Raw genomic sequence first — 16,935 nt, 5'->3', positions numbered from 1 at the left:
GGCGTCATGACGGTCTTCATGCTGCTCGGCGGATCGAGCAGCGGTGGCTTCATGGCGAATATCGCCTCACAACTGATCGCGAGCCTGGTGCTGGGCTATGTCATAACGCGGCTTGGTATCGCCTCACTCTCGCGCTCTGCGAATATCCTGATCGCGATCGTCGCATGCTGGATCGCCTGGTGCGCCGTCCAGCTCATCCCGCTGCCACCGTCGCTATGGACGCTTGCGCCGGGCAGGGACCTGCTCGAGCACCGGCTGCAAATTGCCGGCGTGCCGCTTCCCTGGCTCCCGCTCACCCTGAGCGTGGACGGAACGATCCGGCACCTCGCCTCACTGCTGCCTCCCCTGGCGATCGGCGGCCTGATCCTGGTCCGCCCGCCTGAGGACTCAAGCGGACTGCGCTGGGTAATCCCGCTTGTGGCACTGGCGTCGCTGATGTTTGGGGTCGGGCAATTGCTCGGTGGACAGAATTCACCGCTCTATCTTTACCAGACCACCAATCTCGGCATGGCGGTCGGCCTGATGGCAAATGCGAACCATCAGGCCACGCTGATGCTCTGCGCGATCCCCTTCGTAGCTTCGCTCGCGAGCGGAGAAGCAGGTCGCCCCCGACAAGGCAGAGGGCGTGAACTGCTCCTTATCGCCATGACGGCCATGCTCCTGATGGGCATCGCCATCTCCGATTCCTACGCGGCCTTCATCCTGGCGCTTCCGGTCGTTGCCGCCAGCTGGGTCGTCGCCCGCCCGCGATCCTTGGGACCTGCGCGCTACATTGCCGTGGGGATTGCCGTCATAGTGGTGGCGGCGCTGGCCGCGGCGTTGATCGTCGGTCCGAACGCGCTGGATTCGAAGGGCTCAATCGGCGAGGTCCAGTTGTCGCGGCCAGTGATGTATGCCGTCGCGGCAAAAGCGGCGAGCTACTTCTTCCCGCTCGGCAGCGGCTTTGGAAGCTTCGTTCCGGCTTTCAAGCTGTTTGAGAACCCGGCGCAGATAAGCAATGTTTTCGCCAATCATTCGCATTCCGATTATCTGGAGCTTGCGCTTGAAGGTGGGCTCCCCGGCATCCTGCTGGTCATGGGCCTGCTGTTGTGGTGGTGCCGCCAGGCAGTAACAATCTGGTTTGCGCGTGCACCGCGGCGCCTGGATCGTGCGGCAGTCGTCGCGACTGCGGCCATTTTGGCTCACAGCGCCGTCGACTACCCCGCGCGGACCACCATGATCGCCGTTATCCTAGCCGTCGGGCTTGCGCTGATGACGACGCGCGTGGTGAAGGTGGAAGAAGAAGTAGCGTCAACCGGTGGCCGGCATCTCAAGGCTGAGTGACGACACTTGCGGTATAGATTGACCGACAAAACGCGCCGCACCGCCCTTCATCCCGGCATCGTGAACGCCAGAGGCGTGCGATGATCGCCCAATTCGACGTTAACACGATCTGGCGTCGAAAATTCGGCGAAGCTTTACGTCGCCACTTCCCCGAAACGCTGCTGGTCGCGCCGCGCACGCTCGGGGCGAGAGGTGGCGCCCAAAGTGACGACGACATCTCAATCCCGCTTCCGCCGGGCTGGGCGAGCAGGACGTCCGCGATTGGCATGCCGATCTTGCGATGGCGGACTGAGGCCCTCGCCAGGAGACGCGGCGGGCGAATCGACACCGCGATTTTTACGTCGTTCCATTACTTACCGCTCGCCCAGAGCCTTAGAGGTCGGGTGCGCATCGTCTACTATTGCTCGGACGATTATCGCGGTTATGCAGGCTGGGAGGGCGCTGCATCGATCGATCGGGAAGCCGAATTGTGCCGCCTCGCGTCGCTCTCGATCTTCGTGAGCACTCCGTTACGGGACCGCGCCGTAGCTGAATATGGTCTCGATCCCGCCGCCAGCGTCGTGGCACCCAATGCATCGGAGCCCCGATTCTCCGAGCAGATCGCGAAGCCGGCGCCGCTCGCAGCCTTAAAAGGCCCGGTTTTTGGCGTGGTTGGGGGATTCAACGAGCGGATAGACTATGATTTTCTCGAACGCCTAGCGGCTTCCAGCGAAGTCGGATCGCTCGCGCTCATAGGCCCGGTTTTGCCCGATACGGACACGGCCGGCGCAATCGGTCAGCTGCGCGACAACCCCAAAGTCCACTGGTTCGGCGCCCAGCCACATGACGAAATCCACGCATGGATGGCAGGCCTGGACGTCGCCGTCATTCCGTACGCGCGAAGCGATTTCAACCATTTCTGCTCTCCAATGCGGCTATGGGACCATCTCGCGATCGGCCAGCCAATCCTTGCAACCGATGCCTGTGACCAGGTCGCGCGGCAGTCCGGGGTGATCGTTGTTCGTTCCGGCGCCGACCTCGATCGCGCGGCGCGGTCTGCTAAAACCGCGGCACTAGATGGGCGGCGCCCCTGTCTTGAAAGCTGGGACGATCGCGCGGCGTTTGTCGCGCCTTTGATCGGCACCGGGAACTGACATGGTCGCTGGACGGGCCCGTCTTCTGCAAGCGATGCTTTGGCTTTCCCCAACCGCGTTGAACGGCTACGCATGCATCCATCACGGCGTCAGCCATTCATCGAGAATTTCATGAGTCTCTGGCTAATCCTATTGTCGACAGTGATCATCGCGCTCGGGGTGGTGCCGTTTATCTGGCCCCGCGCGATTTTCGAATATCCGTTCGTTGTCGGCATGCTCCTCTCCGTGTGGCTGCTTCCGCAGGCGTGGGCAGTCGAACGGGAAGGCCTGGCGGGGGCGTTCGACCCGACCGAAGCCTGGATTTACATGACGTTGTGCATGATCTTTCTGTGCGCCGGCTATCTTATCGGGCGCATGGTCGGCAAAAAGAGCGCCGCCAAGCGACAGGCGACACTTGCCTTCATGTACAGCGATCGCCGCATGACACAGGCGACCGTTGTTCTCATCATCATTGGCGCCGTCTCCTATATGTTGATGCAGCGCACGGCCGCGACCCAGGTTTATGAGGCCGGGTGGACCGGCATTATCATCGTCTATGCGATGCTGTCCCTGTGTCTCGTGTTTGGTGCTGCCCTTAGTTTTCTGATCTTTCTGCGGACGAAAAGCAGGGCCGCGCTTATTCTGTTCCTGATTGCGACCGCGATCTATCTTCCGATTCTTCTGGTTTCGGTGAAACGCGAATATATTTTCGATTTCGCGGTCATCATTCTCGGCGGCCTGTTCCTGGTGAAGAAATATGTGCCGCCCAGAGCGCTTCTTCTTGCGTGCTGCCTGATCGGCGGCTTTATCGTGAATAAGGCCGGTGATCTGCGAGGCTATGTCCATGACAACGACTCGTCGCTGATCGGCGCGCTTACATCTACCGACGTCCTGACCGGCCAATATACGAGCAGGAGCGGTAAGATAGGCGCCGAAGTGACCGGCGCGGTCACCGATATCGCGATCGCATCCGAACTGGGCGACTATCATCCGTTCGTGGGAATCTATAATGGCATGGTTTCGCGCTATTTCCCCGCTTTTCTCTTCGGCCGCGACGCCAAGAACGCGCTGACGATCAAGACCGAGGAAGCAAATCCGCTGAGCAACAGAGCCCAGGCGAACGGCGCCACGCGAACCGGCTTCTCCGACACGTTCACGGATTTCTGGTATTTTGGTGTGCTGGCTTTCGTCTCGCTCGGCGTGTTTTTCGGCTGGCTATACAGCTTTGCGATCTCGGGTGGCCTCCGCGACCAGTATCTGTTCGTTTCGCTGCTGGGCGGTGGATTGCACGCCTTTACCCATGGCTATCAGGAATTCGTCTGCAGCCTTCCCTTCATGCTTCTCATCGTCTGGCTACCCTTCCGCTATGCGCGCGTCTCGAAGGCTGAGCGCGCAAGGCTGGAGACGTTTCAGCAAGCACGGACGGCATAGTGGCAGTGGACCGATGCGCCCCCGGGGCCAAGATTAAGCTCCGCGGATATCATAGCGACGACCAATGCGGGCTTTGCTGATCCAGCCGGGCGCTCGGCATGGTTACGCTCTCGCCCGTTTTCTCCAAGAGGCCGATGCGCTGCAACGCCTGTATACCGATTTCGCGGTAGCCGCGGGCTCGACGGAGCAAACTCTGCTGAACCTGGTCGCCAGGATCGGACCTGGGCAACGCTTGTCGCGGCGTGTCGCCGAAGGCCTGCCCGCGTCAGCGTTGCGCCGGCACTCGCTCGGAGAACTTGTCGCGGGACGCCTCCGGCACCAAAGCCCGGAGCGATGGAAGTTTCTCAAGCGCGATTTGCGTGAAGCCGATATCATCTATTCTCAATATTTTGTCGCCGGCTCGCAGTTCGACGAACTTACCGCCCGTGGCGCACGCTTCGTGTCGGATGTTTTTATCATGCCGTCGGCGCACCGGATCGGAAGTCGCGAGGCGATCCGCTTCCCGGATTGGGGAGAAATGCCGCTTTCGACCGAAGCCGGGGCGGCGCTGGACGCGGTCAGCCTCGCGATGATCGAACGTTCGCACGCGCTGTTCTGCCCTTCGCAAAGCGTGATCGACGATGTCGCGAGTTATGTCCCCTCAGCGCGGGCGAGGTGCCGGCTGGTTCGATACGGATCGAGCCTGAGCTTTTCGGAACCGAGCCGGACCGTTCCGAAACGCGTATTATTCGCCGGCGCGATCACGCTTCGCAAGGGGCCGCAATATCTCAAACAGGCGGCAGATCGCATCGCGCGCCTCGATCCCGAGATTCGCTTCATATTCGCAGGCGGCGTATCGGAAGCGGCGGCCAGGCAGCTTCAGGGGCCGAATATCGAGCTGCTCGGCCATGTCTCTCGCGAGCGGATGCGGCAGGAGTTCCTGCGCGCGGATATCTTCGCCTTCCCATCGCTCGCCGAGGGCTCCGCGGGCGTGGTGCTCGAAGCCATGGCCGCCGGACTTCCGATCGTTGCGACGCGCGAAGCTGGTGTTGACTTCAGCGACGGCGAAAGCGGCATTGCCGTGCCGCCGGCGGATGCCGACGCACTGGGGGCAGCCATCCTGCGCATCGTCGGCGATCGGCCGCTGCGTGACGCGATGGCGCTCTCGGCGCGCGCTGAATTCGCAACCTATGACGATCAGGCCTGGGCAGCCGCTTTTGTCGGTGCCTTGCGTGAGTTCGCACCCGATGGCTGATCTCCGCCCGGTTATACATCTGCTCCCAGCCGAGCCTTTTGGTGGTCTGCAGCGAATCGTCATCGAGCTCGCGCGTGCCCAGTGCGCCGCGGGGAGGGTAGCTGATGTCGTGCTGCTTGGGCCGTCCGAGCGCGTTCAGGCACATTGCCGCTCGGCTGGGATAACGCCGATCGTGCTTTCCGGCGGCAGACTCAGGCGGATGTTCGCACTTCGCCGCATCGTTCGCGGTTTCGGGTCCGCCATTTTCCACAGCCATTGCGAACCGGTCTGGGCGGCGATCGTCCTGGCAGGACTTCGCAATCACTGGATCGTCCATCTCCACGTCTACGCGCGGCATCTTAACCTGCGCGATCGGCTTTCGAACCTCATCTATCGCCGCCGCCCTGACCGCTTCCTCGCGATCACCCAATCCGTTGCCGAGTCGTTCATCGCGGCCGGGCTGGCGTGCGCCGACCAACTCGATGTGGTGCATAATGGGCTGGATTATAGCGCCCTCCCCGCCCCGGCACCGCGAGCCGCCCATGGCTTCACGGTTGGCTTTGTCGGCCGCGCGGTGCGCGAGAAGGGGCTGTTCGATTTCATCTCGGCGGCCGAGTTGCTCCGCAACGATGCGGGGATCGCGTTCGTCATCGCCGGCGACGGCGAAGATCTGGATGAGGCACGCGCAACGATCGAGGCGCGAGGTCTCGGTGATCGTGTCCAGGCTCTCGGCTTTGTCGACGATATGGCGCCGATATGGTCGCGGATCGATCTGCTGGCGATGCTGTCCGATCGTGAACCCTTTGGTCTCGTGATCCTCGAGGCGATCGCGTCAGGAGTCGCCGTGGTGGGTTACGACACGCCTTCCGGCGGGCGTGAGATCATGGAAACCATCACCGGCTGCCACCTTGTCGCACTGTCTTCCGTCGCTGCCATCGCCGATGTGGTGCGAACTGCGGCGCAGGATCCCGCCGCGATCAGGGACCAGGCCTTGCTCGGACGCGCTCAGGTACTTGACCGGTTTTCGATGGATCATATGGTGAAGGGGGTTGATCTAGGTTATTCGCGCCTCTCCGGAAACGCCCCATAGCAGCGGGAAAGTTTCGCTCGCGAGAGCGGCGAAAGGGCGATACTGGCCGAGCAATCACTCAGGAGCGGTGAATATTCGCGTCGCGATCGCTTTCGACAATTTCGGTCCCTATCATGTCGCGCGCCTCGCTGGAGCTGCGGGTCATATGGACGTGCTTGCAGTCGAAACAGCGGCGACGAGCGGACAATATGGGTGGGATTCGCCCGATATGCCGTCGGGCCTGGGTCGCGCTGTTTTGTTCGACAAGGAAGCTGACATCAGCCGCGCAGGCCTTGCCGGGGCGATCAATCGCAAGCTCTCGCCATTCTCGCCGGACGCCGTCGCGATTCCCGGTTGGTCGACAGCGACATCGCTTGCGATCGCGGCTTGGGCGGCGGCGCGCGGCGTGCCGGTGATCGCCATGTCCGAGAGCAATGGATGGGATTTTGGGCGCAATCCGGCGCGAGAGTTTGTGAAACGGCGGATCGCCGAGTATTTCACCGCCGGGCTCTGCACCAGCGACGGCCAGGCTGAGTATATGCGTGCGCTCGGCCTGGCGCCCCAGGCGATATTTCGCGGCTATAACGCAGTCGACAATGGCTATTTCGCACGGGAAGCAGCTCGGGCAAAGGGTGCGCCAATGCCAGCTGGCGATCAGGGCCCGCTCCCCGAGACAGCGCGCGGCCGCTATTTCCTGGCCTCGTGCCGCTTCGTCGAGAAGAAGAATCTTGGGCGGATGCTCGAAGCCTATGGCCGGTTTCGAGAGGGGCGCGGCGACGATCCGGCTGACTGGCCGCTGGTCCTGTTGGGGGATGGCGACCTGCGGCCCGAGCTTGAGGCGCAGCGCACGACGCTGGAACTATCGGCGAATGTGCACATGCCGGGCTTTCGCCAATATCATGAGCTGCCCGCTTATTATGGCAGCGCCGGCTGCTTCGTGCATGCCAGCACAACCGAGCAATGGGGGTTGGTCGTGAATGAGGCAATGGCCGCCGGGTTGCCGGTGATCGTATCGGATCGCTGCGGATGTGCCCCGGTTCTGGTCCGCGAGGGCGTTAACGGCCATAGCTTTCCTCCCGATGATGTCGACGCGCTTGCCGCCGTAATGCGCGCGATCGCGGGGCAAGGCGACGACACCGCCATGCGCGATGCGAGCCGTGCGCTGGTCGCCGACTGGGGGCCGGACCGTTTCGGTCAGGGCATGGCCGACGCAGTACGCTATGGGATGGCCGCTCCCCCTGCCCGCCCCTCCGTGGCAGCGCGAGCTGCCATGCGGCTCGTGAGTGCCGGGCTGGCGCTGCGATGAGCGAGGCGATGAACCTCGCGGTCGTGACCGCATCGCTGAGCCGCGAGGCCGGCGGTATGTTCGAGGCTGTTCAGGCGCCCGCGAACCTGCTGCAGCAGCGCGGGCACGAGGTATCGGTCTATGGGATCGACGACGCGGCACTGCCAGCCGCGCGTTCCTCATGGCAGGTCAAAACCCTGTGCAGCTTTCCCGTCAAAGGGCCGACGCGCTTCGCTTATGCCCCGGACATGCGAACGACGCTGACTTCGGCACCGCATGACGTGCTTCACCTCCACGGCCTGTGGAATTATCCCTCCTATGCCGCCTCGCGGTGGAACCAGAAGCGCAGCGGCAAGCTGGTGATTTCGCCGCACGGGATGCTCGATCCCTGGGCGCTTGGGAACGGCGCACTCAAGAAGCGGGTGGCAGGCTGGCTCTACGAGAATGCCAACCTCCGTTCCGCAGCGACGATCCGGGCACTGTGCGCGGCTGAGGCCGAGGCGATCGACGCGCTCGGGCTCAAGGTGCCGATCGCGATCATTCCGAACGGGGTGACGCTTCCCGAGATCGTCGAAAACCTGCGCGCTCCGGGCAATAGCCGCAGGACGTTGCTGTTTCTCGGACGGATTCACCCGAAAAAGGGCATTGCCGAGCTGATCGAGGCCTGGGCAATTGCGGTACGACAGTCTCCGGCGCTTCGCGACGACTGGCAGTTGCAGATCGCCGGATGGGACGATGGCGATCATCTGCAGCCGCTTGTGACCCTCGCCAGGGAGCGTGGCCTCACCAATATCGAGTTCTCCGGCCCGATTTATGGGGAGGAGAAGGATGCGGCGCTGGCTGGCTGCGATGCCTTCATCCTCCCCTCGCGCAGCGAGGGCATGCCGATGTCGGTTCTCGAGGCGTGGGCCTATAGGAAGCCGGTGTTGATGACTGACGCCTGCAATATCCCCGAAGGCTTTGCCGCCGGCGCGGCGTTCAGGATCGAAGATGATCCGGCCGAGCTCGCCGCCAGGCTGGTGGAGATGCTGGATCGGCCCACAGCGCTTGCGGAAGCAGGTCGATGCGGTCGCGCGCTCGTAGAGAAAAGCTTCACCTGGGATCGGATAACCGACCAGCATGCCGCACTGTTCGCATGGCTCGCGGAGCGCGGCGGCAAGCCGGATTTCGTCACGCAATGACGCCGGAACAGCCCCCTGCCCCGAGGCTCGACATCGAGGCCAACCGCCGCATCGCCAATTACACGCCGGCCGAGCGCCGCGCGCGCCTGGCCTGGGCGCTTGGCGCGCTCGTGTTCCGGGCGATCCCAAGGCCCTTTTTCGGGATGCGCGCGGCGTGGCTGCGGCTGTTCGGCGCGAAGGTAGGTGCGGATTGCCAGATCTACCCGACTGTCCGGATATTCCTACCCTCGCAGCTCGAGATCGGCAGCTGGTCGGCGATCGGCGACGGCGTCAATCTCTACAATCTAGCAGGCATCCGGATCGGTGAGCGCGTGACGATTTCCCAGGGCGCGCATCTCTGCGCCGGAACGCATGATTTCCGCGATCCGCGCATGCCGCTGGTGCGGGCGACGATCGTGATCGGCGACGAGGCCTGGCTGTGCGCTGACTGTTTTATCGGCCCCGAGGTCACGATCGGCGCGCGCGCGGTGATCGGTGCGCGCGCGGTGGCGATGCGGAATGTCGACGCGGGTGCGGTCATGGCGGGCAATCCGGCGCGGCAGGTAAGCCAGCGATGACCGCTGCTTTGTTGCCGATCACTGTGGTGGTGCCGACGCGGAACGAGGGCAAGAATCTCGAGGCGTGCCTTGCTCGTCTCGGCGCTTTCGCGGCGGTGTGGGTGGTCGATTCGCGCAGCACCGACGATACGCGCGAGATCGCCGAGCGCAACGGCGCGCGCTGGATCGATTTCGACTGGTCGGGCGAGTTCCCGAAAAAGCGCAACTGGGTGCTGATGAACGACCCGCCGGCGACGCCCTGGGTGCTGTTCCTCGACGCCGACGAGCGAGTGACCGACGCCTTCGTCGCTGAAGTACGGAAAATACTGGCTGATGCGACGGCAGCGGTGGACGGCTTCTGGCTCAACTATGAGAACCATTTCATGGGGCGGATCCTCCGCCACGGCGTGCCGCAGCGCAAGCTCGCCATGCTGCGTGTCGGCGCCGGTCTTTACGAGCGCATCGAGGACAGGCGCTGGAGCAATCTCGACATGGAGGTCCATGAGCATCCAGTGCTCAATGGGGGCGTCGGGGAGATCAGCGCACCGATCACCCACCTCGATTATCGCGGGATCGAGCATTATGTGGCGCGGCACGATGCCTATGCGAGCTGGGAGGCGAAGCGCTATGCCGACCTGCAGGAGCGCGGCGACGCMGCCTGGGCCGCCCTCACCCCGCGCCAGCGCACCAAATATCGCAGTCTCGCGCGCTGGTGGTTCGCGCCGGCCTATTTCCTGGGGACCTATATCCTGAAGCTCGGCTTTCTCGATGGCGGCGCCGGCTTCCATCACGCCATTCTCAAGATGATTTATTTCTACCAGATCCGCCTGAAGATCGTCAGCGATCGCCGTTCGGAGAAGGCTGGATCGGGAGCGATTTTCCCTGTTCCTGGCGATTAACAGGGAAAGAACAGGGAAAAACTTTTTTTCTTGCCTGTTTTGGCCATCCACTGATTAAAATTATCTTTTATTTTGAATATTTTATATGCCACCTTCCCTGTTATTGCGGAACAGGGAAAGTGTTGGGAATAACAGGGAACACATTTCGCGATAACAGGGAAAGCGTCGGAAATAACAGGGAAGCGCATCCTCGATCCTTTTCGCCGCAACAGAACGAACCGGACGGGGGCGAATCAACGCCCCGTCCAGCGCCACCATGCGACGATCCGCTGTGGTGTTGAATCACCGGCCATGGATCAGCTCAAATGGCGTCAGGCCCGAGCCTGATGCTTGAGCTGTGCGAGGTCGGCCCGGACCATGATGTCCGCCAGCCCGGCCGCGCCGGTCTTCGCTTCCCAGCCGATGACAGCTTTGGCGCGGGACGGGTCGCCGACCAGCAAGGTGGCGTCGGCTGGCCTCTTGAAGCGATCGTCGCAATCGACATGCTCCTTCCAGTCCAGCCCGACGCTGGTGAAGGCATATTCGAGAAATTCGCGCACGGTGGTCAATTTACCGGTGGCGATGACGAGATCTTCCGGCGCCTCCGCCTGCAGCATCCGCCACATCGCCTCGACATATTCGGGTGCATAGCCCCAGTCGCGCGCGCCATCGAGATTGCCCAGGGTCAGCCGCTCGGGCTCGCCAAGCGCGATCCGCGCGACGGCATTGGTGATCTTCCGCGTCACGAACGAGGGGCCCCGGCGCGGGGATTCGTGATTGTAGCAGATCGCGTTGCAGCAAAAGAGGCCGAAGCTGTCGCGATAGACCCGTGTCATCTGCACCGCGAACGCCTTCGCCACGCCGTACGGCGTCGCCGGATCGCTCGGGCTCTGCTCGTTCTGAGGCGCGGTTTTCGGGGTGCCGAAAATCTCGCTGCTGCCGGTGTTGAGGAAGCGCGGCGGCTTGTCGAGATCGCGGATGATCTCGAGGATCCTGAGCGTGCCCATCGCCGTGAAGTCGCAGGTCGATTCGGGGATTTCGAAGCTCAGGCCGACATGGCTCTGCCCGGCGAGATGATAAAATTCGTCTGGCTGGATCTTGCGCAACAGGCGGCGCAGCGTGGTGACATCGTCGAGATCGCCATAATGAAGGAACAGGCGGCTGCCATAGATCTCGTGATCAGCGGTCAGGTGGTCGAGCCGGGGACGGTCGACCAGGCTCGCCCGGCGGACGATGCCATGGACGACATAGCCCTTCGCAAGCAGCAGCTCAGTCAGATAGGAGCCGTCCTGGCCGCTGATGCCGGTGATGAGCGCGATGCGGGCATCGGTCATGTGCGGGAACTCCCTGGCGCGCGTTCGTCGAGAAACCAAGCGGCGTAAGCAGCGAGTCCGTCCGCCAGTGTGCGTTCGGGGCGCCAGCCCCAAGCGAGCGCTTCCGTGATATCCGCCTCATAACCGATCGGATCCCCGCCGCGTCGCGCGCCTGAGAAGATGGGTTCAGCCGCAGTGCCCAGCTCGCGGCGCAGCCCCGTGACGATGGTCCGGACATTGGCCGCCTCGCCGAAGCCGCCATTGACGATGGGGCATTCGGCATTCGCATGCTCGGCCGCCTTCACCAGCAACGCAGCCGCATCCTGCACGTCGAGCCAATCGCGCAGCTCTTCGCCGGTTCCTGCGAAATGGGCCTCGTTTTGAGTCAATTTCGTGCATGCATCCCAGAGAAGCTGTTTGCGCAGCCCAACGCCATAGACCGAGAAGAGCCGCACGATCGCAGCGCGCACGCCAAAGGTCCGGGCGTAGGAACGGCACAGATCCTCAGCGATCTTCTTGTGCGCGCCATAAGGGGATTCGGGGCGGAGCGGATCTCCGATCGTGATCGGCATCTGTTCGGCAGTGCCATAGACCGCCGCGCTGGACGGAAGGACGATCCGGCAATCGGGCGCATGCAGCCGCACAAAATCCAGCGCCGCCAAAGTCGAATCCACGCTGCGCCGGAAATCCTGGGCGGGATGGGTCATCGAAAAGGCGACCGAACCGCTACCAGCACATTGGATCAATATCTCGGGTTCGCCGGCATAGGTCAGCAGCGCCTCAGTGGAGACGTCAGCCATATGCCATTCGCTGAGGCCCCATTGGCGCCACTCGTCGCGCAGCCAGGTGCCATGGCCGATGCCGACGACCTTATAGCCTGCCCGGGCGAGCGCCCGCGCCGCATGACGGCCGACAAATCCCGCTGCCCCAAGCACCGCCGCCTGTTTCAATGCCTGATCACCTCTTGGCCATGCCCGGTTAGCCCGGCGTCCCTGATGAAACAGGGGCCGAACGCTGCGACTCCTTCGATCAGGCAGGCCCGGATTGCGAGCAAATAATGTCCGCGGTCTCGCAAGACGCGATCACCCGCCCTTTAGCCGCCGCGAACCAGCGTGCGCAGATAGCTCTCCCACTGCCCGACCAGCACCTCGTACGAGAAATGGTCATGATAGTGGCGCTGCAACCGCGAGCCATCGACGCGCCCCGCTACGATCTCACCGGCGAGATCGGCGACTGCCGGGATGAACTCGGCGATGTCGCCGCTCGTGATCCGGCTGTCCTCATTGGCATAATGCGAGACGCCGCCCATCCCGTTCACCACAAAGGGCAGCCCGCACGCCATGCCCTCGAGCAGCACCAGTGGAGCGCCCTCGAGGCCAGTCGTTGGCAGGAGCATCACATCATATTGTTTCAGCAGATCGACATAGCCTTGCTCGTCGGGATAGCGTCCGTGCAGCCGGATGGAATCGCCGAGACCCAGCTCGACGATGCGCGCGGTGATCGCCTCCTGCTCGTCGCCGGTGCCGTAGATGTCGAGCGACTGGAGATGCTGCGACAGCGGACCCCATTGCTCGACCAGAAAGCCGACGCCCTTGTGAAGCGCAAGCCGACCGAAATAGGCAGCGCGGGGCTTGCCGTTGGGCGCGATCATCCCGCGACCGGGAATCGATGCAACGAGTTCGAGCGGCTTCGGCAGCGCGGGAATGATCGCGCGTGGGCCGCGCCACCGGAAATCACGACAAAAAACGTCTTCGATGGCGCTTCCCATGGTGACGATGCCGTCGAAACCGGCATGGACCAAGCGGCGCGGATCGATCAGGCCAAGCGCATCGCCGCTCATCACCTCGAAAAACACCCGCCGTTTGATCCGGCGGTTGGCGAGGACGCCGCCCATTGCCTTCCATCCGGTGCCGGCGACGACGGCGACGTCGAACCGGTCCTTGCCCAGCGCCGAGAATCCCCGCAGCACATCCCCTGCGCCCTCATAATGATCGACGGCATAGCCGCGATCAGGCCACGGGCTTTCGGGCTGGCCGGCTGGTGGCTGCGGCGACAGGACCCGCACGATATGGCCGCGCTCGGCCAGGCCATGGGCGAGCCAATGGGTATGCGTCGTGATCCCGCCTTCGCCATGGGCATAGCCGACCAGCAGCACGGAAAGAGCATCAGCCATCCGTGTGGCTCCCGGCGTCAAGGGCCGCGGAGCGCGTGAAGCGCGTCGAGAGCGGGCGCGCGAAATCGCGCAGCATTGCGTCGAATTCGGCGGGACGCCGCTTCAGCGCGAGCGCGATCGATCCCAGGGTTACAAGAATACCGACAAGGATTGGCGGCTGGGCGGGCCAGGCGAGGAGGCAGATAGCGAGCGCGGCGACGAGCGACAGCGCTTCCGGCCCCACGACCACCGCCATCAGCCGCCAGGATCGCGTAACGGTGACACGGCCGCCCAGGAACATCAGGTTTCGCCCGATATAGGCGACACAGGCTCCCGGCATGCCCCAAGCGCTCACCAGCACATACATCAGCAGGCAATAGGGCAGCAGGATCACGGCGGCGACAGCTGCGCTCGTGCCCGGCCGACCCTGCGCGAGGAGGCGGAAATAGAGGATGGCGGCCATCGCCTCCATCCAGAAGGCGGGCAGCAGCAATTGCATCGGCAGCGTTGCGATCTTCGCGAAAGCAGGGCCCATCCACAGCCGGAGAAAGGGCTCCGCGAGGAATTCACCGGCGACGAAACATGGTGTCAGCACCCCGACCATCGCGACGACCTTGCGGGCGAGAATAATTTCCTCCTCGGCCGATCTGCTGGCGAGTTGCGGCAGGGCGGCGGTGGCGATGCTGGTCGGGAAGATCATCACCCGGGCAAGCACACTTGCCGGAACAGTATAGTAGCCGACCGCCGCGGGGCCGGCGACCATGCCGAGCATCAAACGATCGGCGGACGACACGGCGAGTTCGAACAGGCCGCCGACCGACATCCAGGCCCCATAACCGGCCAACGCACGAGCCGAACGGCGCGAGACTGTCGGACGGGCGTTGCGAAGGATCATGATCTGCGAGACGGCGAGTCCGGCCAGTACCACGATCGCTCGCCCCGCGAGCGTGGCCAGGATCAATATGTCGAGTGACGGTGAGATCAGCAGTGCAGCAAGCATCGGCAGCAGGATCGAGAGTGACGGCCCGAGCGAACCCAGCACAGCGTTCGCCACGAAATATTCACGGCCGATCAGGAACCCGTTGATCGTCGTCAGCAGGATCGTCGAGATTCCGATCGCAAGCAGCGGCAGCGCGGCGTGGAGCAGTTCCGCGCTGATTGCCGGAGTGAGCTTGAAGAGATTGCCGAAACCGCCGCCAACAAGCCCGAACAGTACGCCGCCGACGATCAGCCCGACCGGCAGGCTGATCGCCATTGCAGTCCAGAAATAATCGGCCTGCCGCGCAATATCCGATCGCGCCTCATTCGCGATCCGGTAGGTCAGCGCCGCGCCCATGCCGAAATCGAATGCGGCGAAAAAGGTCAGGAACACCCAGATGATTCCGAGGATGCCGTAACGCTCGCTGCCGATGATATGAAAATAGAACGGCGTAAGCAGGGCGAACAGCACCAGCCCGGCAAGATTGCCGACCAGATTGACGATGCTGTTGCGGCGAATTGCCATTGCCGTGCTCGCGGGCGCTCAGCCGTCCGAAAGCTGTGAGAAATATTCGATGGTCTTCACCAGCCCCTGGCGAAGCGCGATCGTCGGCTCCCAACCGAGGGTCGCACGCGCCAGCGTGATATCGGGCTTGCGCTGCATCGGGTCGTCCTGCGGCAACGGCCGTAATACGAGCTCGGACTTGGAACCGGTCATCTCGACGACCAGCTCAGCCAGTTCGCGGATGGTGAATTCCACCGGGTTGCCGAGATTGATCGGGCCGGAAACCTCGGGCGGCGTATCCATGAGAGCCATGAAACCGGCGACCAGATCGTCGACATAACAGAAGGAGCGGGTCTGCTGGCCATCGCCATAGAGCGTGATCGGCTCGCCGTTCAGCGCCTGCATGACGAAATTGGAGACCACCCGGCCATCCGACGGGTGCATGCGCGGGCCATAGGTGTTGAAGATCCGCGCGACCTTGATCTCCAGGCCGTGCTGGCGGTGATAATCGAAAAACAGGGTCTCAGCGCAGCGCTTGCCCTCGTCATAACAGGAGCGGATGCCGATCGGGTTGACGTTGCCCCAATAGGCCTCGGTCTGGGGATGGACGCTCGGGTCCCCGTAAACCTCGCTGGTCGAGGCCTGGAAGATCTTGCAGCGCAGCCGCTTGGCTAGGCCGAGCGTATTGATCGCGCCGTGCACCGAGGTCTTGGTCGTCTGCACCGGATCATGCTGATAATGCACGGGCGAGGCTGGACAGGCGAGATTATAGATCTCGTCGACCTCGACATAGAGCGGGAAGCATACGTCGTGGCGCATGAACTCGAAGCGCGGATGGCCGATCAGATGCTCGATGTTGCGCTTCGTACCGGTGAAGAGGTTGTCGACGCACAACACCTCGTCGCCGCGTTCGAGCAGGCGATCCATCAGATGCGATCCAACGAAACCCGCGCCGCCCGTAACCATGATTCGCCTGCGGCTGCTGTAACTTCTTGCCACGTCCGTAATGTCCCCGCTTTTTGTGGCCAAGTGTGAAACCCTTGGCGCTTTTCCATGCCTGGCGTCAGCCGGCCTGCCTGATCCAATTATCCCGCTGCTACAGGCAGAAAGCCCTTCACACCAGAGCATCCAGGCAGGAATGCTGCGCCCTACTCGTCCATCCGGGACTCAGAGGTCCCGCTCGTCGACCATGATCATCCTGCGCTGATCGTCCTCGATCCGAACTGCGGTCAACACGCCGCTCTGATAGGCGCCGGTGTCGATCCCGATGCGGTTCTCCAGCTCTTCCGGTTCGGCCGAGATGGTGTGCCCATGGACCACCATGCAGCCATGGTCGCTGTCGTCGTCGATAAAATCCTCCCGGATCCAGCGGAGGTCGTGCGTATCCTGCTGGGCAAGCTTGAGCCCAGGCCGCAACCCGGCATGGACGAACAGATAGTCTCCGAAGGTGAAGCTGTCCGCGAAACCTTCTATAAAAGCGATATGCGATGTCGGAATTTTCGCCCGGATCAGGTCGGCCGCGTCGGGCGCGCTGAGGGATGCGAGTTTGCCAACCTCAACGCCGTAGCTCTGTGCAAACTCATAGCCGCCAAAGGTGAGCCATTGGTGGACCGCATCGGGCTCGCCGCCCAGCACGCGCAGCATCATCTCCTCATGGTTGCCCATCAGGAAAATCGTCCGCTGATCGTCCGGCAGGCTCATCAGCAATTCGATCACGCCGCGCGAATCCGGGCCGCGGTCGATGATATCACCGAGCAGGATCAGCCAGGTCCGCGCCGGCGTGCTCTGCGCCTTGTCGCGGTCGATCTCTTCCAACATCCGGGTGAGGAGATCGAGCCGCCCATGGACGTCGCCTATGGCATAGGCGCGTGCCCCGGGCGGCCCGCGCCAGACCCGCGGCTCGGTACGCGCTGCGCGTGATCGTCTGGTGAAACGCGAAAACATGACGTCGAAACCTCT

General features: G+C 63.0%; 15 protein-coding genes. 9 read left to right on the top strand and 6 right to left on the bottom strand.

The genetic code is table 11. The features are described 5' to 3' along the window. Nucleotides 1-18 precede the first annotated feature (18 nt). The 9 genes from AC1DVS_RS12065 (at nt 19) to AC1DVS_RS12025 (ending at nt 10,049) form a co-directional block, all read left to right on the top strand. Nucleotides 19-1,323, top strand: a complete 1,305-nt coding sequence (locus AC1DVS_RS12065) for an O-antigen ligase family protein (protein WP_478023283.1) — start codon at nt 19-21, stop codon at nt 1,321-1,323. A gap of 266 nt (nt 1,324-1,589) precedes the next feature. After that, nucleotides 1,590-2,456, top strand: coding sequence for a glycosyltransferase family protein (locus AC1DVS_RS12060; protein ID WP_478023282.1), 867 nt, complete (start codon nt 1,590-1,592; stop codon nt 2,454-2,456). A gap of 111 nt (nt 2,457-2,567) precedes the next feature. Beyond that, nucleotides 2,568-3,866, top strand: a complete 1,299-nt coding sequence (locus tag AC1DVS_RS12055) for a hypothetical protein (protein ID WP_478023280.1) — start codon at nt 2,568-2,570, stop codon at nt 3,864-3,866. A 355-nt stretch (nt 3,867-4,221) separates the two neighbouring features. Then, on the top strand, nt 4,222-5,100 hold the full coding sequence (locus tag AC1DVS_RS12050; protein ID WP_478023279.1) for a glycosyltransferase family 4 protein: 879 nt from the start codon (nt 4,222-4,224) through the stop codon (nt 5,098-5,100). Continuing rightward, nucleotides 5,093-6,169, top strand: coding sequence for a glycosyltransferase family 4 protein (locus tag AC1DVS_RS12045; RefSeq protein ID WP_478023277.1), 1,077 nt, complete (start codon nt 5,093-5,095; stop codon nt 6,167-6,169). Before AC1DVS_RS12050 ends, AC1DVS_RS12045 begins: the two co-directional genes overlap by 8 nt. Before the next feature lie 67 nt (nt 6,170-6,236). Further along, nucleotides 6,237-7,454: a glycosyltransferase family 4 protein gene (locus AC1DVS_RS12040; protein WP_478023276.1), complete on the top strand. Its 1,218-nt coding sequence runs from the start codon at nt 6,237-6,239 to the stop codon at nt 7,452-7,454. Beyond that, nucleotides 7,451-8,614: a glycosyltransferase gene (locus tag AC1DVS_RS12035; protein ID WP_478023274.1), complete on the top strand. Its 1,164-nt coding sequence runs from the start codon at nt 7,451-7,453 to the stop codon at nt 8,612-8,614. The genes AC1DVS_RS12040 and AC1DVS_RS12035 overlap by 4 nt, the downstream gene beginning before the upstream one ends. Continuing rightward, nucleotides 8,611-9,171: an LbetaH domain-containing protein gene (locus tag AC1DVS_RS12030; protein ID WP_478023272.1), complete on the top strand. Its 561-nt coding sequence runs from the start codon at nt 8,611-8,613 to the stop codon at nt 9,169-9,171. The genes AC1DVS_RS12035 and AC1DVS_RS12030 overlap by 4 nt, the downstream gene beginning before the upstream one ends. Further along, nucleotides 9,168-10,049: a glycosyltransferase family 2 protein gene (locus AC1DVS_RS12025; protein ID WP_478023271.1), complete on the top strand. Its 882-nt coding sequence runs from the start codon at nt 9,168-9,170 to the stop codon at nt 10,047-10,049. Before AC1DVS_RS12030 ends, AC1DVS_RS12025 begins: the two co-directional genes overlap by 4 nt. Nucleotides 10,050-10,360: 311 nt before the next feature. Here AC1DVS_RS12025 and AC1DVS_RS12020 read toward each other — a convergent pair whose 3' ends face one another. The 6 genes from AC1DVS_RS12020 to AC1DVS_RS11995 form a co-directional block, all read right to left on the bottom strand. Next, nucleotides 10,361-11,362 (bottom strand): GDP-mannose 4,6-dehydratase, encoded by a 1,002-nt coding sequence (locus AC1DVS_RS12020; RefSeq protein ID WP_478023269.1) that lies wholly within the window; start codon nt 11,360-11,362, stop codon nt 10,361-10,363. After that, nucleotides 11,359-12,291, bottom strand: a complete 933-nt coding sequence (locus tag AC1DVS_RS12015) for an NAD-dependent epimerase/dehydratase family protein (protein ID WP_478023267.1) — start codon at nt 12,289-12,291, stop codon at nt 11,359-11,361. Before AC1DVS_RS12015 ends, AC1DVS_RS12020 begins: the two co-directional genes overlap by 4 nt. 143 nt (nt 12,292-12,434) lie before the next feature. Beyond that, nucleotides 12,435-13,514, bottom strand: a complete 1,080-nt coding sequence (locus AC1DVS_RS12010; RefSeq protein WP_478023265.1) for a glycosyltransferase family 4 protein — start codon at nt 13,512-13,514, stop codon at nt 12,435-12,437. Beyond that, nucleotides 13,507-14,997: an oligosaccharide flippase family protein gene (locus AC1DVS_RS12005; RefSeq protein ID WP_478023264.1), complete on the bottom strand. Its 1,491-nt coding sequence runs from the start codon at nt 14,995-14,997 to the stop codon at nt 13,507-13,509. The genes AC1DVS_RS12010 and AC1DVS_RS12005 overlap by 8 nt, the downstream gene beginning before the upstream one ends. Before the next feature lie 18 nt (nt 14,998-15,015). Further along, nucleotides 15,016-15,942 (bottom strand): UDP-glucuronic acid decarboxylase family protein, encoded by a 927-nt coding sequence (locus tag AC1DVS_RS12000; protein WP_478023262.1) that lies wholly within the window; start codon nt 15,940-15,942, stop codon nt 15,016-15,018. Nucleotides 15,943-16,143: 201 nt separating this feature from the next. Then, complete coding sequence (locus AC1DVS_RS11995; RefSeq protein ID WP_478023261.1) at nt 16,144-16,920, bottom strand: metallophosphoesterase family protein; 777 nt, start codon at nt 16,918-16,920, stop codon at nt 16,144-16,146. Between the last annotated feature and the right edge of the window lie 15 nt (nt 16,921-16,935).

Source organism: Sphingomonas sp. P3_C5 (genome assembly GCF_056402635.1).
The sequence above is the reverse complement of the archived record's forward strand: the minus strand, read 5'-3'. Positions and strand labels throughout refer to the sequence as shown.